Genomic DNA, 14,067 nt, shown 5'->3' with positions numbered 1-14,067 from the left:
AGCGAGTTCTGACCGACAAGGGCTCCCCATCATGACGCCATAGCGCGTGTGATGCCAGGGAGCCGCCCATCAGGAAACTGGTGGGCGGCTTCTCTTTTTGCTGCACAAAACAATTCCCTATCGGCGAGCTTGGGAAGCGGAGCGGCCTCCAAAACCGTATCCAGGGGGTTCAACTCCTCCGCCGGTGCTCGACGCTGCCTATTCAGCGCGAACCTTGATAAGAGAAGACTTTTCCCAAAGCTCGTCCCCGTCGCCGAAAGAGGCAGCCAGGACGGGCGCCGGTGGAGGCGTGCACTCGTCTCCACCTCACCCCTGTAGCTCAGGTGGACAGAGCGCCGCACTACGAATGCGGAGGTCCCAGGTTCGAGTCCTGGCAGGGGTACTGGTCGGCGTATCGGAGGGGGATACGCCGGTCGACGGATGCGAGGGGCACTGGCGACCCCACCTGATTTGGGATCAGGAGTCACCGCGTTCGACTCGCGGGCGTCCGACCAAGCAGTACGACAAGGAGGATTGGCCGAGCCAGGTAAGGCAACCGTCCCGAAAACGGTGGTCGGCGTGAGAGCGTCGCGCAGGTTCGAATCCTGCATCCTCCGCAAGCCCTCGTGGTCCAACGGATACGACGCCGGCGTCCGAAGCCGGGAACGCAGGTTCGACTCCTGCCGAGGGCACGATGATCCCAACTCGGCCCACTTCACGACGGTCGTGCGGCGGCCTGCAAAGCCGTTGGACTCCGGGTTCGACTCCCGGGTGGGTCTCCACCGCAGAGTGACCATCTGGCGACACAGTTGCGTAGGTGGCAATAGAGTTCCACTGCCGCAAGCCCCTGCGCTACATTCGGACGTACGTTCGAATGGGGGTATCCAGGTGTCCTTGAAGGAGCTCACGAGTCGAGACGCGGTGCTCACGGCAGTACAACAGTGCGATGTCATCGACCCAGGAGTAACCGGGGCCGGGTTCACTCGCGCCTTCGTCCTCGAACTCGACGGCAAGTACTACCACGCCGAGAAAGTCGCCAGTCTCGCGTACAAGGTTCAGCATCCAGACCGCGACAAACTCCCCGCCTCCGATCTCACCGGAGAAGCCGCAGCACGCCGCCTCAGCCGACTTGGCTTCGCCAGCTCTACAACGGCCCGAGTATGGCCCCCACTGCTGGGGGCGGAGTACCCCAACCGAACCACTATCCGGAACACCTTTGGCGGCAACGGGGTCGCCGGGATAACCACGTTCCTAGGCGACGGTGTCCTCAATATTTTCTCCGACGAAGAGGGGCCGTACGCCGACGAACCACCAGACGCTATAAACCCCTTCGAGTATCGCGGTGAGGGGCGCGAGGGCAACCAAAAGCTCATACGAGGCAACAAGGCACTCGACAGCGCTCGCAGAAATCGCGAGGCCGTGCGGTATTGGTACCGACCGGCAGGTGGCACCTTCAAGTTCACTACGTGGGTAGCAATCCTGAGCCGAGCGCAGGTGTGGTCACCTGACGACAACAAAGAACTCCGTCTCGAGTATGCGTTCCAAGTGATGGCGGTCCCCGGCCCGGAGCTAGCCACTTGGCCGGATCGTGTGCGCAAGCTCATTGACGACGGAGACATCAAGGACACGCCTCCGCCGCAGCCGCCAGCCGAGAACGCCACGAGCAGCCAGCGAAAGAAGACCTACCAGGACTACCTTCGCCTCATCGACAAGTCATCGAAGGCTGGTCGCGGTGGACGCAAGCCGACCAAGGGAACCCGAAATCTCTATCCCCGCAGTCGAGCCGTACGTGATGCAGTGCTCGTCCGCGCGGCCGGCGACTGCGAGAACGACGACTGCACAGGCATGCCCTTCGACACCGCACCTGGTGGTGAGGCGATCCTTGAAGTGGACCACGTCGACGATCTCGCACTTAGCGGGCTTGATCACCCATCCGTCATGATCGCGCTGTGTCCAAACTGCCATGCGGCGAAAACCCGCGGAGCCAACCGCGCCGCCATCAAGCGTCGTTTCCGTGCCAGGGCTGCCGAACTCCACCGCAAGGCCGACCAGTAACGCTCCACAACGGACAGACAAAAAGGCCCTCCCGCGAACGGGAGGGCCTTAGTGCTGTCTCAACCAGACGTGCGCCCGAAGGGATTCGAACCCCTGACCTTCTGATCCGTAGTCAGATGCTCTATCCAGCTGAGCTACGGGCGCTTGTTCAGTTATCAATCTAGCACCTGCCGGAACAGGCACCAGCGGAGGCTCCGGGATTTGAACCCGGGAGGGGGGGTTACCCCCAACCGCATTAGCAGTGCGGCGCCATAGACCAGACTAGGCGAAGCCTCCCAGGCCCAACGACCACTGCTCAAATAGGTTACACACCCCCTGGGCCCCCTCGGAAGGCACCCCCCTTAGACGCGTTGCAGGGCTCTGAGCAGGCCAGATGGGCGCCCGCCGAGTCCTTCGGCTTCGAAGACGGCGACGCCCACGCGCGGGAGGTCTCGGGCCGCGGGGTAGGCGAGGTAGCGCGGGACCCAGCGCGGCTGGAACTTCGCGTTGAAGCGGTAGAGGGTCTCGATCTGGATCCAGCGTGAGAAGAATCGCAGTGTCCGGGCGGACAGGCGCGCGACGGGGCCGGCGCCGATGCGCTGGCCTTGTTCCAGCACCGCGCGGAAGGCGGCGAAGTTCAGGGAGACGTGCTGGGCGGGCGTCGTCAGAAGCAGCTCGGAGATCATCAGTTCGTTGACGCCGTTGTCGGCGGTCCGGTCGCGGCGCATGACGTCCAGCGACAGGCCTTTCTCACCCCAGGGGACGAACTGGAGGACGCCGCGCACCTGACCGTCGTGTTCGGCGGTCACGAGGACCGAGCCCGGGTCGCCCATGCGGCCGAGGGCCATCGAGAAGCCGCGTTCCGTATCCGTGCCGCGCCAGGTGGCGGCGAGGGTGCGGAGTTCGTCGAGTTCAGCGGCCGGTAGGTCTTCGGCCTTTCGGATCCGCGCGGTGTAGCCGGCGCGCTTCGTGCGTGAGACGGCTTGGCGGACTCCGCGCATGACGCGCCCTTCGAGGGTGAAGGTGTCGGTGTCGACGACGGCCTCGTCGCCGATCTCCAGCACTTCGAGCCCGAAGCGGGCCCAGACGGTCGCACCCAGTTCCGAGCAGCCCATCGTCGCCGGGGTCCACGCGTACCGCCGGCAGACGTCCAGGTACTCCTCGATCGCGCCGGGCCACGCTTCCGGGTCACCGAGCGGGTCCGCCGAGCACAGCGCGACCCCGGCGATCACCCGATAGGTCACCGCGGCCTTCCCCGACTTCGAGAAGACCACGAACTTGTCCCGGCGCAGTGCGAAGTACCCCAGCGAGTCCCGCTCCCCCAGCAGCCCCCTGAGCCGCTCGACCTCCTCGTCGGTCAGCTCCGGGGCGGGTTCGGCCGAGCGGAGCAGGAAGTACGCCGCCAGCAGCACCGCGCCGATCCCGAACAGCAGGCCGACCGCCGCCGACAGGTCTTCCAGCCACAGCGCGGGGAACACCACCGGGCCGCTCACGCCGATCAGGGCCAGCGTCGATTGCGCCAGGCGGTCGCCGACACCCGCGTCGACAGGCGCGACCGACAGCAGCGCGAAGTTGATCGCGACGCCGGCGACCGTCAGTTGCAGGAAGACCCGGATCGCGCGCCACCGGCCGGTCACCGGATCGGGGAGCGCGATGAAATGCCGCCGCGTCGCGATCAGGGCGATCAGCAGCGCGAGCGACACGAGTCCCGCGCCGAGGGTGTGCCGGAGCCCGAGGTGCGACACCGTCAGTAGCGCGGCCGCGGCGACCGCCAGTTGCCAGGCCCTGCGCTTCCGTCGTTTGAGACCGGTGGCGAGCAGCATCAGCAGCACGCCGGTCACCAGCGCGACCGTCGCCGCGCCGACCGTGGCCTCGTGCGGCAGTTCCAGCCAGGCGGCGACGTGTCCGCGCAGGGTGCGCCGCCCGGCCGGGACCAGCACCGAGACCAGTGCCAGCAACCCGGCCAGCCGCGTCACCCAGGTGATCACAGCCACCGAGGTGGCGCCCGCCACCCGCCAAGCACCCGCCAAATCCCGCCCCTGTCAGCTCCTTGCCAGCTCTACGAACGGTACAAGGGCGTCGGGGTTCAGCAGCGCATCCCGGCTGACGGCGCGGTCAGGTGAGACCCCCGAAAGGATCTTCTTGACCGGGACCTCGCACTTCTTGCCGTTGAGCGTGCGGGGCACCTCGCTCACCTGGACGAACCGGTCGGGCACGTGCCGCGGCGAGAGGGCTCCGCGCAGTTCCTTGCGCAGCGCGGGTTCGACCTCGTCGAGCGACGCGCCCTCGGTCAGCACGAGGAAGCACAGCAGCTGCCCGTCCTCGTTGCCCGCCGCCGAAGTGTCGATCACGAGCGAGTCCGCGACCTGGTCGAACGATTCGACGACGCGGTAGAACTCGGCCGTGCCCATCCGGACGCCGCCGCGATTGAGCGTCGAATCGCTGCGCCCGTAGATGACGGCGGAGCCGCGGCCGGTGATCCGGATCCAGTCGCCGTGCCGCCAGATCCCTGGGTACATCTCGAAATACGCCTCGCGCAGCCGCGAGCCGTCCGGGTCGTTCCAGAAGAACACCGGCATCGACGGCATCGGCTCGGTGATCACCAGTTCGCCGACCGTCTCCACCACCGGCTTGCCGTCCTCGTCGAAGGCGGCGACGGCGGCACCGAGCGCGCGGACCGAGAGTTCGCCCAGCCAGACCGGGACGTCCGGGGCCGACGCGACGAACGCCGCGCACAGATCCGTACCACCGGACACCGAGCAGATCTGGACGCGTTTGCCCACCTCGTCGACGATCCACCGGAAGCCCTCGACGCTCAGCGGCGCGCCGGTGGATCCCAAGGCGCGCAACGCCGTCAGGTCGAACCGCTCGGCCGGTTTGATCCCGGCCTTCAGGCAGCTCTGGATGTACGGCGCCGACGTGCCGAAGTACGTCACGCGGTGCTGCTCGGCCAGATGCCACAGCACGTTGAGGTCCGGGCTGCCGGGACTGCCGTCGAAGAGCACGATCGTGGTGCCGGTCAGCAGGCCGGAGATGAGGAAGTTCCACATCATCCAGCCGGTGGTGGTGAACCAGAAGAACCGATCGCCCGGGCCGAGATCGCTTTGCAGGGCAAGGGCTTTGAGGTGTTCGAGGGTGATCCCGCCGTGTCCGTGGACGATGCCCTTCGGCAGGCCGGTGGTCCCCGAGGAGTACAGGACCCACAGCGGGTGGGCGAAGTCGACGGGCTCGAAGGCCAGCTCCGCGCCGGCGTTGTCGGCGAGCAGCTCGTCCCAGTCGAGGGTGCCGTCGAGGCGGCCGCCGGCGTAGTCGACGAGCACGGTCGCTTCGAGGGTGGGGATCTCGTCGCGCAACGAGTTCACCGTCGACCGGCTGTCGAACCACCGTCCATTGTAGACATAGCCGTTGACCGCGATGAGCACCTTCGGCTCGATCTGCGCGAAGCGGTCGGTGATCGCGCGGACACCGAAGTCCGGCGAGCACGACGACCAGATGGCGCCGAGGCTCGCGGTGGCGAGGAAGGCGATCAGCGTCTGCGGGCAGTTCGGCGCCAGCGCGACGACCCTGTCCCCTTTGGACACTCCGAGTTCGCGCAGCCCTTGCCGCGCGGCGGCGACGGCGGAGCGCAACGCGCCGTACGTCAGCTGCGACGAGAGGCCGTCTTCGCGGTGGAAGATCACGGCGATCTCGTCGTCGGCCTTCGCGGCGCCCGCGACGCCGGGCATGAGCGAGTGCTCGGCGTAGTTCAGCGTGCCGCCCACGAACCACTGGGCGTTCGGCATCTCACCGGTGAGCACCTCACCGGGCTGCTCGTGCCAGCGCACGCCGAGGAACTCGGCGACGGCGGACCAGAACTCCGGCCCCCGCCGCGTGGAGAACTCCCACAACGCGTTGTAGTCGTCGACCTCCACGCCGCGTTCGGTGCGCAGCCACTGGCGGAACGCGTCGATCTTGGTGTCGGGCAGGCGGCTCGGCTCGGGGCGCCAGAGCACTTCCGGGGCGTCGGCGGTGTGAGTCACCCCGCGATGTTAACCCTCGTTAACCTGCTTGGCGAGCCCCCGTGAACAGCTCGTACGCCATCGACTTCAGCCGTGACGCGTCGAGCGGGGTGACGGTCAGCCACCCTCGGTCGCGCCGGAGCCCGTAGCGGCCGTCGGGGGTGTCGACCCAGGTCAACGTACCCTCTCCGCGCACCCAGCGGCTTTCCCAAGACTTCCTGACCGCGCCGAGCCGTCCGCTGCCGATCCGCTGCGTCGCGATCCGCACCATGACGATGATCTCGGGTTCCCGCAGTCCGGCGTCGCGCAGGACGTCGGAGAACGCCGGCTGCCCGCCACGTTCTCCCGCTTCGCACGCGGCCGTGTAGTCGTCGACGCGCAGGTTGACCGACAGGCCCCGCCCCTGTTCGCACGGCGGCAAGGCCTGCAGCAGCGTCGCGGCGACGAGCGGTTCCCGCAGGGCCGCCAGCTCGACGTCGGTGCCCGAAACGCCGATCGCTACCGCCCCGCGATCCGATACGCAGCCGACCGCCCGGTACGCCGGATCCCCGTCGAGCCGCAGGTCGAGCGTGAGTTCGCTGTTCGCGACGGTGTGCAGCAGCCGGACCAGTTCGGGCGCGGGGGCGTCCACCGTGCCGAGGCCTCGTTCCGACAGCGTCGCGCTCGCCGTGGCCACCAGCTCCGCGCGGAACTCCGGTGTCCGCCCGACGTGCGGCACCTCCAGTACCGCGGGCAGTTCGTCGCGTCCGTGCGCCGACCAGAGCAGGAACAGCTCGCCGACATGCAGCCGGATCCAGTCCATCAGCGACCGCTCCTCGGGTCCTCGCCGATGACCGGCGGGGTGACGTGCCCGCTGAGGCCCCATACGTCGGAGTCCTCGACGAGGTAGTCCGGCGCCTTGTGCGCTTCTTCGCCCTGCCGCCCTTGCGAAGGCGCCATCCCCATCGGCATACCGCCGAAGCCGCCCATGCCCGCGGCCGCGGCGCGGGTCCCGGCCGGCTGGCCGGGCTGCCCCGACGGCCCGAAACCACCGGCACCGGCGCCGGACCGGCCGCCTTGCCCGAGCTGTTCCTGGGTTCCTCCGACGGTGCCGGGCGGCGGTGGCACGTAGGCGCCGCTGCCCGCGCCCGGCGCGCGCGGCGCCTCGACCGGCTCGCGCACCTGGATCGGGGCCACGTCGTCGGCGCCGCTGCTGTGTGTCGAGTCGTCCGGCGGCGGGACCGGCTCCGGCTTCGGTTCTTCGGGTTTCGGCTTCGGTTCTTCGGGCGTCTCAAGGATCTTCGGCTGTTTGCCGTACGACGTGAAGCTCGGAACGTTCTCGTAGACCTCGCCGGAGCTGAATTGCATCCGCTTCATCACGTCGGCGGCCTGGCGGTGCAGATCCTGCGAGCTCTCGTCGGTGGGTTCGGCGACGATCCGCCCGGCTTCGGCGAACGCGGATCCCGACGGTGCCGAGGTCGACATGGCCTGCGTCGAATCGGAGACCGGGATCGGACGCCGCTTCGGCGGCTCCGGCAACTTGGGCCGCGGCGCGTATCCCGGCGGCTCGGGCATCGTGCGGCGCGCGGTTTCGGCGATGTCCGCCTGGCGGCGCACGCAGTTCGCGACGTTTTCCGCCCGCCAGCCCGTCTCGCCCGCCCAGTCGACGAGCTTGACCGCGGCGTCGCGGGCCCTGTCCGCGCCCTCGCCCGTCCAGCCGTCGGCGGTGGCCGCGAGGGCCGCCCGGAGCTCGGAGCCGACCCGGTCGAGGAAGGCGCTGATCTTCGTCCACTGCGCGGCGACGGCTTCCGCGCTCGCGAGGTCCAGCTCGTCGTGGACCATCGCGTAGAGCTCACGATGCGAGTAGCTCATCCAGTCGATGTCGGCGGTGAGGCTTTCGGGGCCCGGCTGCGGTTCGGGCTCCCGGGGCGGCCACGGCATGGGCAGGATGCGCATCAGTGCTCGTCCTTCCGCCCGTGGCCGACGATGTCCTCCATGTCGAACCGGCGGGCGACCCGTTCGAGCTGCTCCTGGCCCTCCTCGTCCGCGGCGACGTACATCTTCCGCGCCGCCATCACGGTGAGCTGGAAGTCCTTGAGCACCTTGGCGAAGTCCTTGAGCACGGGCACGGCCGCCTCGGTCCCCTTGTTCGCGGCGCCCTGGAAACGATCGCTCATGGTGTGCCCGACGACGTTGTCGCCCAGCTTCAGCGGCGCGTTGAACTCCGTCGAGTCCTTGATCAGCGCGTTGAGCTCCTGGCGCGCCTTGAGCAGGGCGTCGACGAGTTTCTTGGCGGCGTCCTCGGAGACCTTGACGGCCCCCTTCTTGGCATCGGTCTTGGAGTCCCGGATCTGACCCGCCACCGGAGCCAGCGCCGGAGCCGAAGCTCCGAACGCGGCTTGTGGCGTCACGGGCACCTTGGGTGACTGTGCCATTCGACCCTCCCCTGTCACATCTTGAGGGGAATGCTAGCGCGAACGAGGTCAGCGCAGGTGGGCGTCGAACCAATTCAACGTGCGCTGCCAGGCCTCCGCGGCGGCGTCCGGGTCGGCGTCGAAGCGATGATTGGCGCCCGGGTAGTGGACGACGTTCGTCGCGACGTTCGCCGTCGCCGCCGCGTCACGCAGCTGCTCGACCTCGGCACCTCCGGCCTCGTCGCCGGCGTCGCCGTACATGCCGAGCCACGGGCTGGTGAGCCGTCCCGCGATTTCGACGAGGACCGGCAGCCCGGTGACCCCCTGCCCGCCGACGCTGACCGCCGCGCCCAGCCTGCGGTTCGACGCCACGACCAGCGCGGCCGTGCCCCCGAGGTCGAAACCGACGACACCGACGAGATCCGCTTGGACACCGCGCTCCGCGAGCCAGGAGAGCGTCGCGTCGGTGGCTTCGAGCAGGTCCTGCTGCGTGAGGTTGTCCCGGTCGAGATGCGGTGTGACGGTGAGCCAGCCTTCGCCGGCGAGACCGGCCAGGAGCAGGCCCAAACCCTCTTCGACCTCTTCGGCCTCCTCATGCAGCACCACGAGTCCGCCGCGGACGACACCATCCGGTTCGGCGAAGGTCAGGCGCAGCGTGTGGCCGTCGGCGTGCTGATGTTCCACGGTGGTCGTCAGGGTCATTCCTCCATCAGACCACTCTTAGGTAAATATTCGGAGCTTGCGCCCGCGCGGGAGGATACGGTGTCGGAGCCGTCCCCCAGACGTAGGAGCGCCGAAGATGTCACCTGTTTCGCCGCGTGCGGATCTCGAATCGTTGCCGAAGTACGTCCCTGGCCGGACAATCCAGGGCGCGATCAAGCTGGCGAGCAACGAGGTCCCCGGTGGACCGCTGCCGAGTGTGGCGCAGGCCATAGCCGAGACGGCGCAGGGCATCAACCGGTACCCGGACATCACGGCTTCCGCGCTCGTCGAGCGGCTGGCCCGCGAGCTGAACGAGTCCGTCGACCGGATCGCCGTCGGCTGCGGTTCGGTTTCCCTTTGCCAGCAGATGATCCAGGCCCTGTGCGGCCCGGGTGACGAGGTCGTCTTCCCGTGGCGCTCGTTCGAGGCGTACCCGATCGTCACGCAGGTGGCGAACGCCGTGAGCGTGAAGGTGCCGCTCACGGCCGGGCATGGGCTGGACCTCGACGCGATGCTGGCCGCGATCACGCCGAAGACGCGGCTGGTCTTCGTGTGCAACCCCAACAACCCGACCGGAACGGTCCTGCGGCGCGCGGAACTCGAGCGCTTCCTCGACGCCGTGCCCTCGGGCGTGCTCGTCGTGCTCGACGAGGCGTACAAGGAGTTCGTGACCGACGCCGAGGTGCCGGACGGCGTCGAACTCGCGCGCGGCAGGGACAACGTCGCGGTGCTTCGGACGTTCTCGAAGGCGTACGGCCTCGCCGGCCTTCGCGTGGGTTACGCGGTGGCCCCGGAAGCGATCACCGTCGCGTTGAAGCAGGTCTACGTCGCGTTCTCGGTGAACATGATCGCCCAGGCGGCGGCCATCGCCTCGCTCGACGCGGCCGACGAACTGCTGGAACGCTGCAAGGAGATCGTCTCGGAACGCACCCGGGTCCGGGATGCGTTGGTGGCCAAGGGTTACGAGGTGCCGGAGACGCAGGCGAACTTCGTCTGGCTGCCGCTGGGCGAGCGGACGACGGAGTTCGCGGAGCACGCCTTGGAGCGGAAGCTGATCGTGCGTCCGTTCGCGGGCGAGGGCGCGCGAGTGACCATCGGGACGCCTGAGGAGAACGACCTCTTCCTCGAAGCGGCCGGGGACTTCCCGCGCTGACAAGGATTCGGGGCGGCCCGCACTTCGTCGACGGAGTGCGGGCCGTTTCCTACTTGAGGAGCAGTTGCACCATCGCGGCGAGGCCGATCACGACGATCACGCCGCGAAGTACCTTCGGCGAAAGCTTGCGGCCGATCTTGGCGCCGATCTGGCCGCCGATCGTCGACCCGACCGCGAGTAGCGCGACCACGGGCCAGCTGACCGGCGCGATGAAGGCGTAGATCGCGCCCGCGACGATGTTCACGACCGCGGACAGGGCGTTCTTGACGCCGTTGAGCCGTTGCAGCGACTCCGACATCAGCATTCCCATCACGGCCATCATCATCACGCCCTGCGCGGCCGTGAAGTATCCGCCGTAGATGCCGATCAGGAAGATCAGGAACAACAGGAGCGGCCCGATCTTGTGGACCTTCCCGTTCTCCTCGCGGCGCTTCGCGACCCAGGCGGCCACGCGCGGCTGGACGATCACGAGCACCACCGCTAGCCCGACCAGCGCGGGTACGACGGTCTCGAAAGCGTCCTTCGGCAACGAGAGCAACAGGATCGTCCCGCAGATCGCGCCGAAGAACGACGCGACGGCGAGTTTGACGACCTGGGGCCAGTAGCCCTTGAGCTCTTCCCGGTAGCCGATCGCCCCGCTCACCGTGCCGGGGGCGAGGCCGATCGCGTTGGAGGTCGTCGCCGTCAGCGGCGAATAGCCGAGCGCGACCAGGACCGGGAAGGTCACGAGCGTGCCCGAACCGACGACCGTGTTGATGGTGCCCGCCCAGAGCCCCGCGACGAAGATCACGACCGCGTGCCACCACGTCATAAAGCACTCACGTCCGCACCCTAAGCACCGTTACCTCCTTTCGCGCTGCGGATGTGTCTAGTCGAACATTCAACGAGCCCGTTATGTCCCCTTCGACGGGGCACCCTTCAGTTCCCCTCCGGCAGATGGGCCGCGGTGATCTCCGTGGCGACCGTCCAGCCGAGTGTCAGGTACAACGCGCGCCCCTCCTCCGTCGCGACCAGGACCGCCCGCTCCGCCCCGGCGGCGACCGCCACCTCGTCGAGCCTGCGCATCACGAACCGGCCCAGCCCTCGCCGCTGGTGCTCGGGCTCCGTCACGACCTGATCGATCACCGCGGTGCCGCCGGCGATCGCGATCCGGCCGGTGGCCGCGCGCGAACCGTCGGGGGCGCGCACGACGACGTCGGTGACGACGCCGTCGCCGACCAGCTCCGCCCGATACGGCTCTGGCGCGGCCATGACGGGACGCAGCGCGATCGGCGCGCTCATCAGGTATTCCGGCGGGCCGACCTGCCACTCCGGCGGCACCGTCTTCGCCACTTCCTCACGGGAACCGCTCACCTTCAACCACGTTCCGGGCTCGGTCAGCGAATGCGCCCGGCTCGCGACCGATCCGGTGCCCGCCAGCACGTACCGCACGCGATGCCCCGGGCGCCCGACGTCGAGCCGGTAACCGTCCGGCTCGGCGACGGGGAGCCCGACGCCGCGGGAGAGCGCCCAGCCGTGCACCCATGCCTTGATCAGCCCTGCCACCCCAGTCATCGGCACAGGATGACATCCCGCACCGACAATTCCGGACGTCCCGCCGGGCCTGCGAGGATGGGGCCGTGGCCGACGACGAGCGCGAACAGGTGTGGAGTGCGACCGTCGATCATCTGCGCACGATGATCGACTCGGGCAGGCTCCCCGCCGGGTCGAGACTGCCCGCCGAACGGGCGCTCTGCGAGCAGCTCGGGATCAGCCGCGGTTCGCTGCGGCAGGCGTTGCGGGTGCTGGATTCCATCGGTTACGTGCAGGTGCGGCCGGGTTCGGGCACCTACGTCCGCGAGAACCTCGGCGAACAGCCGTTGCGCGGCTGGTTCTCCGAACACGAGCAACTGGTCGAGAAACTCTTCGACCTGCGGACCACCGTCGAGCCGACACTGGCCGAGCGGCTCGCGCTCGAGCACACGCCGCGGGTGCTCGCCCGGCTGGAAAGCACCGTCGACGAGATGGACCAGGCCGCCGCCGACGGCGACATGCTGCGCGTGATCGCGGCCGACGCCGAATTCCACCGGGTGATCGCGGGCAACGCCGGCAACGACGACGTCACCGATCTGCTGCGTTCGGTGCTCTCGCTGGTCGGCGAGGAGCGGCGGGCGGCGCTGCGGCTTCCGGGGCAGATCCGCAAGGCCGTCGACGAACATCGCGCGATCCTCGAAGCGATCCGCCGGTCGGACGCGGCGGCCGCGCGGGAGATCACCTTGCGGCATCTGCTCGACGCCAAGACCTACGTCCACGATTACACCTCCGGGGATTAACGCTTCCTTGATGGCGCGACCGCCCTCGCGCGAGTATTGTTTTCAGAAGTTTGTGAAACTTCTGACGGGGGTGTGCGGTGGAGAAGGTCCGGTTCACCGAAGAGAAGGCGACGATGCTCGCCACGTTGTACGGCCGGGCGCTCGACGCCCGCGGCGAGCGGCCGATCCTCGGCGACAAGGCCGCCGACGAGGCCGTCAAGCAGATCGACTACGACTTCGCCTCGCTGGGCGTGAACGCCGACATGGGGCTGACCGTCGCGCTGCGCGCCAAACCGATGGACGACTGGGCCGCGTCGTTCCTCCGGGAGCACCCGGACGCGACCGTCGTCCAGCTCGGCTGCGGGATGGACAGCCGCGTGTACCGCGTCGACCCGCCGCCCACGGTGCGGTGGTTCGACGTCGACTACCCCGAGGTCGTCGACCTGCGCGCCCGGATCTATCCCGAACGGGACGGCTACCGGACCATCGGCTCGTCGGTGACCGACTTCGGCTGGATCGACGAGATCCCGTCGGACAAACCCGGTCTGGTGATCGCGGAGGGGCTGACGATGTACCTGCGGCCGTCCGAAGGCGAGGAATTGCTGCGGCGGCTGATCGCGCATTTCCCGCAGGGCGGCGAAATGGTCTTCGACATCTTCAGCAGGCTGGGAATCAAACTGCAGAAGCTCAATCCCGTTGTCCGCAAAGCCAACGCGACGCTGTACTGGGGCATCGACGAGATTTCCGAATTGGAGCGGCTCGGGCTGACGCTGGTGTCGAAACTCGATTCGACGGATTACGCGACGCCCGAGGTGAAGGACCGGCTTTCCGGGTCGATGCGGGCGCAGCTGTGGTTCGCGGGGCTGTTCCCGGCGTTCAAGAAGATGGGGCGGATCCTGCGGATGCGGTTCTGAGGCGCGGTAGAACGCATTTAGTCCTCTGAATGCGTTCTACCGCGGGGAGGTCAGCGTGACTCGAGTACCCGCTCCACGAACCGGTGCAGCTTGTCCTCCAGCCGGGAGACGCGTTCTTCGAGCGACAGCGTTTCCGCCGGCTGCGGCACGTCCGACTTCAGCTCGCCGCGGATGTACTGGCTGCACGCCAGATTCGCGCACGCGTAGATGCCGAGCGTGTTGCCCTCGCGCCCGAGCTTCCCGGCGCGGCGGCCGGAGAACAGCGCGATGTCGGACAGCGGATGTGTCGTCGTGCACAGGCCGCACATGTTGCTCAGCAGCACACGGCCCTTCGGCCGCGGCGCGGCGCGCAGGGAAAGCCCGACGGTCTCCCCGCGGTACGGCAGCACGAGATACGCCCGAGCGGCGGCCTTCGGATCGCGCCAGCCGAGGAATTCCCTTTTCTCCCAAGGGATCTCTTCGGGCCGGGCGGGCAGCGTGACCCCCTTGGCCTCGCCTCGGGTGCAGTTCACGAAGGACGCTCTGATCTCGTCCTGGCCCAGCGGTTCCATACCCGCACGGTAACCACCGCGCCCGGGAACTGGCGAACCGTTTTCCGCCGGA

At 68.3% G+C, this 14,067-nt stretch carries 13 protein-coding genes and 7 tRNA genes; 9 read left to right on the top strand and 11 right to left on the bottom strand.

Annotated features, from left to right (window positions below):
• Positions 1–308: 308 nt before the first annotated feature.
• From AB8M46_RS13170 to AB8M46_RS13145, 6 genes are all read left to right on the top strand, one after another.
• Positions 309–382: transfer RNA gene (locus AB8M46_RS13170), tRNA-Arg, on the top strand.
• 35 nt (positions 383–417) lie between these two features.
• Positions 418–494: transfer RNA gene (locus AB8M46_RS13165), tRNA-Pro, on the top strand.
• Positions 495–507: 13 nt separating this feature from the next.
• Positions 508–596: transfer RNA gene (locus AB8M46_RS13160), tRNA-Ser, on the top strand.
• Positions 597–599: 3 nt separating this feature from the next.
• Positions 600–671, top strand: a tRNA-Arg gene (locus AB8M46_RS13155).
• A gap of 15 nt (positions 672–686) precedes the next feature.
• Positions 687–761 (top strand) — tRNA-Cys (locus AB8M46_RS13150).
• A 112-nt stretch (positions 762–873) separates the two neighbouring features.
• Positions 874–2,034, top strand: a complete 1,161-nt coding sequence (locus tag AB8M46_RS13145; protein WP_394360381.1) for a hypothetical protein — start codon at positions 874–876, stop codon at positions 2,032–2,034.
• 70 nt (positions 2,035–2,104) lie between these two features.
• Here AB8M46_RS13145 and AB8M46_RS13140 read toward each other — a convergent pair.
• From AB8M46_RS13140 to AB8M46_RS13105, 8 genes are all read right to left on the bottom strand, one after another.
• Positions 2,105–2,178 (bottom strand) — tRNA-Arg (locus AB8M46_RS13140).
• A 42-nt stretch (positions 2,179–2,220) separates the two neighbouring features.
• Positions 2,221–2,310 (bottom strand) — tRNA-Ser (locus tag AB8M46_RS13135).
• 65 nt (positions 2,311–2,375) lie between these two features.
• Positions 2,376–4,025: a phosphatidylglycerol lysyltransferase domain-containing protein gene (locus tag AB8M46_RS13130; protein ID WP_394360380.1), complete on the bottom strand. Its 1,650-nt coding sequence runs from the start codon at positions 4,023–4,025 to the stop codon at positions 2,376–2,378.
• 30 nt (positions 4,026–4,055) lie between these two features.
• Positions 4,056–6,032, bottom strand: a complete 1,977-nt coding sequence (locus tag AB8M46_RS13125; RefSeq protein WP_378423667.1) for an acetoacetate--CoA ligase — start codon at positions 6,030–6,032, stop codon at positions 4,056–4,058.
• 19 nt (positions 6,033–6,051) lie between these two features.
• Positions 6,052–6,813, bottom strand: coding sequence for an ESX secretion-associated protein EspG (locus AB8M46_RS13120; RefSeq protein ID WP_394360379.1), 762 nt, complete (start codon positions 6,811–6,813; stop codon positions 6,052–6,054).
• A complete protein-coding gene (locus AB8M46_RS13115) occupies positions 6,813–7,832 on the bottom strand; it encodes a PPE domain-containing protein (protein ID WP_394360888.1) in 1,020 nt (339 codons plus the stop codon). Before AB8M46_RS13115 ends, AB8M46_RS13120 begins: the two co-directional genes overlap by 1 nt.
• 113 nt (positions 7,833–7,945) lie before the next feature.
• Positions 7,946–8,425, bottom strand: coding sequence for a hypothetical protein (locus tag AB8M46_RS13110; RefSeq protein WP_394360378.1), 480 nt, complete (start codon positions 8,423–8,425; stop codon positions 7,946–7,948).
• A 48-nt stretch (positions 8,426–8,473) separates the two neighbouring features.
• Positions 8,474–9,106 carry a dienelactone hydrolase family protein gene (locus AB8M46_RS13105; protein WP_037333315.1) on the bottom strand — a complete coding sequence of 211 codons (633 nt, stop codon included), beginning with the start codon at positions 9,104–9,106 and terminating at the stop codon, positions 8,474–8,476.
• 97 nt (positions 9,107–9,203) lie between these two features.
• Here AB8M46_RS13105 and hisC point away from each other — a divergent pair, with 97 nt between their 5' ends.
• On the top strand, positions 9,204–10,259 hold the full coding sequence (hisC, locus tag AB8M46_RS13100) for a histidinol-phosphate transaminase (RefSeq protein WP_037333317.1): 1,056 nt from the start codon (positions 9,204–9,206) through the stop codon (positions 10,257–10,259).
• 49 nt (positions 10,260–10,308) lie between these two features.
• On the opposite strand, the gene AB8M46_RS13095 is transcribed toward hisC, so the two are convergent.
• Together AB8M46_RS13095 and AB8M46_RS13090 are read right to left on the bottom strand one after the other, a co-directional pair.
• Complete coding sequence (locus AB8M46_RS13095) at positions 10,309–11,070, bottom strand: sulfite exporter TauE/SafE family protein (protein WP_016330744.1); 762 nt, start codon at positions 11,068–11,070, stop codon at positions 10,309–10,311.
• Between the two features lie 107 nt (positions 11,071–11,177).
• Complete coding sequence (locus tag AB8M46_RS13090) at positions 11,178–11,804, bottom strand: GNAT family N-acetyltransferase (protein WP_394360887.1); 627 nt, start codon at positions 11,802–11,804, stop codon at positions 11,178–11,180.
• A gap of 74 nt (positions 11,805–11,878) precedes the next feature.
• Here AB8M46_RS13090 and AB8M46_RS13085 point away from each other — a divergent pair, with 74 nt between their 5' ends.
• Both AB8M46_RS13085 and AB8M46_RS13080 read left to right on the top strand, forming a co-directional pair.
• On the top strand, positions 11,879–12,571 hold the full coding sequence (locus tag AB8M46_RS13085; RefSeq protein WP_037333324.1) for a FadR/GntR family transcriptional regulator: 693 nt from the start codon (positions 11,879–11,881) through the stop codon (positions 12,569–12,571).
• A 77-nt stretch (positions 12,572–12,648) separates the two neighbouring features.
• Positions 12,649–13,464, top strand: a complete 816-nt coding sequence (locus AB8M46_RS13080; RefSeq protein WP_037333326.1) for a class I SAM-dependent methyltransferase — start codon at positions 12,649–12,651, stop codon at positions 13,462–13,464.
• 50 nt (positions 13,465–13,514) lie between these two features.
• Here the strand turns inward: AB8M46_RS13080 and AB8M46_RS13075 are convergent, their stop codons facing one another.
• Positions 13,515–14,015: an FBP domain-containing protein gene (locus tag AB8M46_RS13075; RefSeq protein ID WP_037333327.1), complete on the bottom strand. Its 501-nt coding sequence runs from the start codon at positions 14,013–14,015 to the stop codon at positions 13,515–13,517.
• Positions 14,016–14,067: the final 52 nt, after the last annotated feature.

Source organism: Amycolatopsis sp. SB7-3, from assembly GCF_041021335.1.
Classification (GTDB): domain Bacteria; phylum Actinomycetota; class Actinomycetes; order Mycobacteriales; family Pseudonocardiaceae; genus Amycolatopsis; species Amycolatopsis japonica.
Note: the sequence above shows the minus strand (reverse complement) of the source record. Positions and strands in the feature narration are given on the sequence as shown.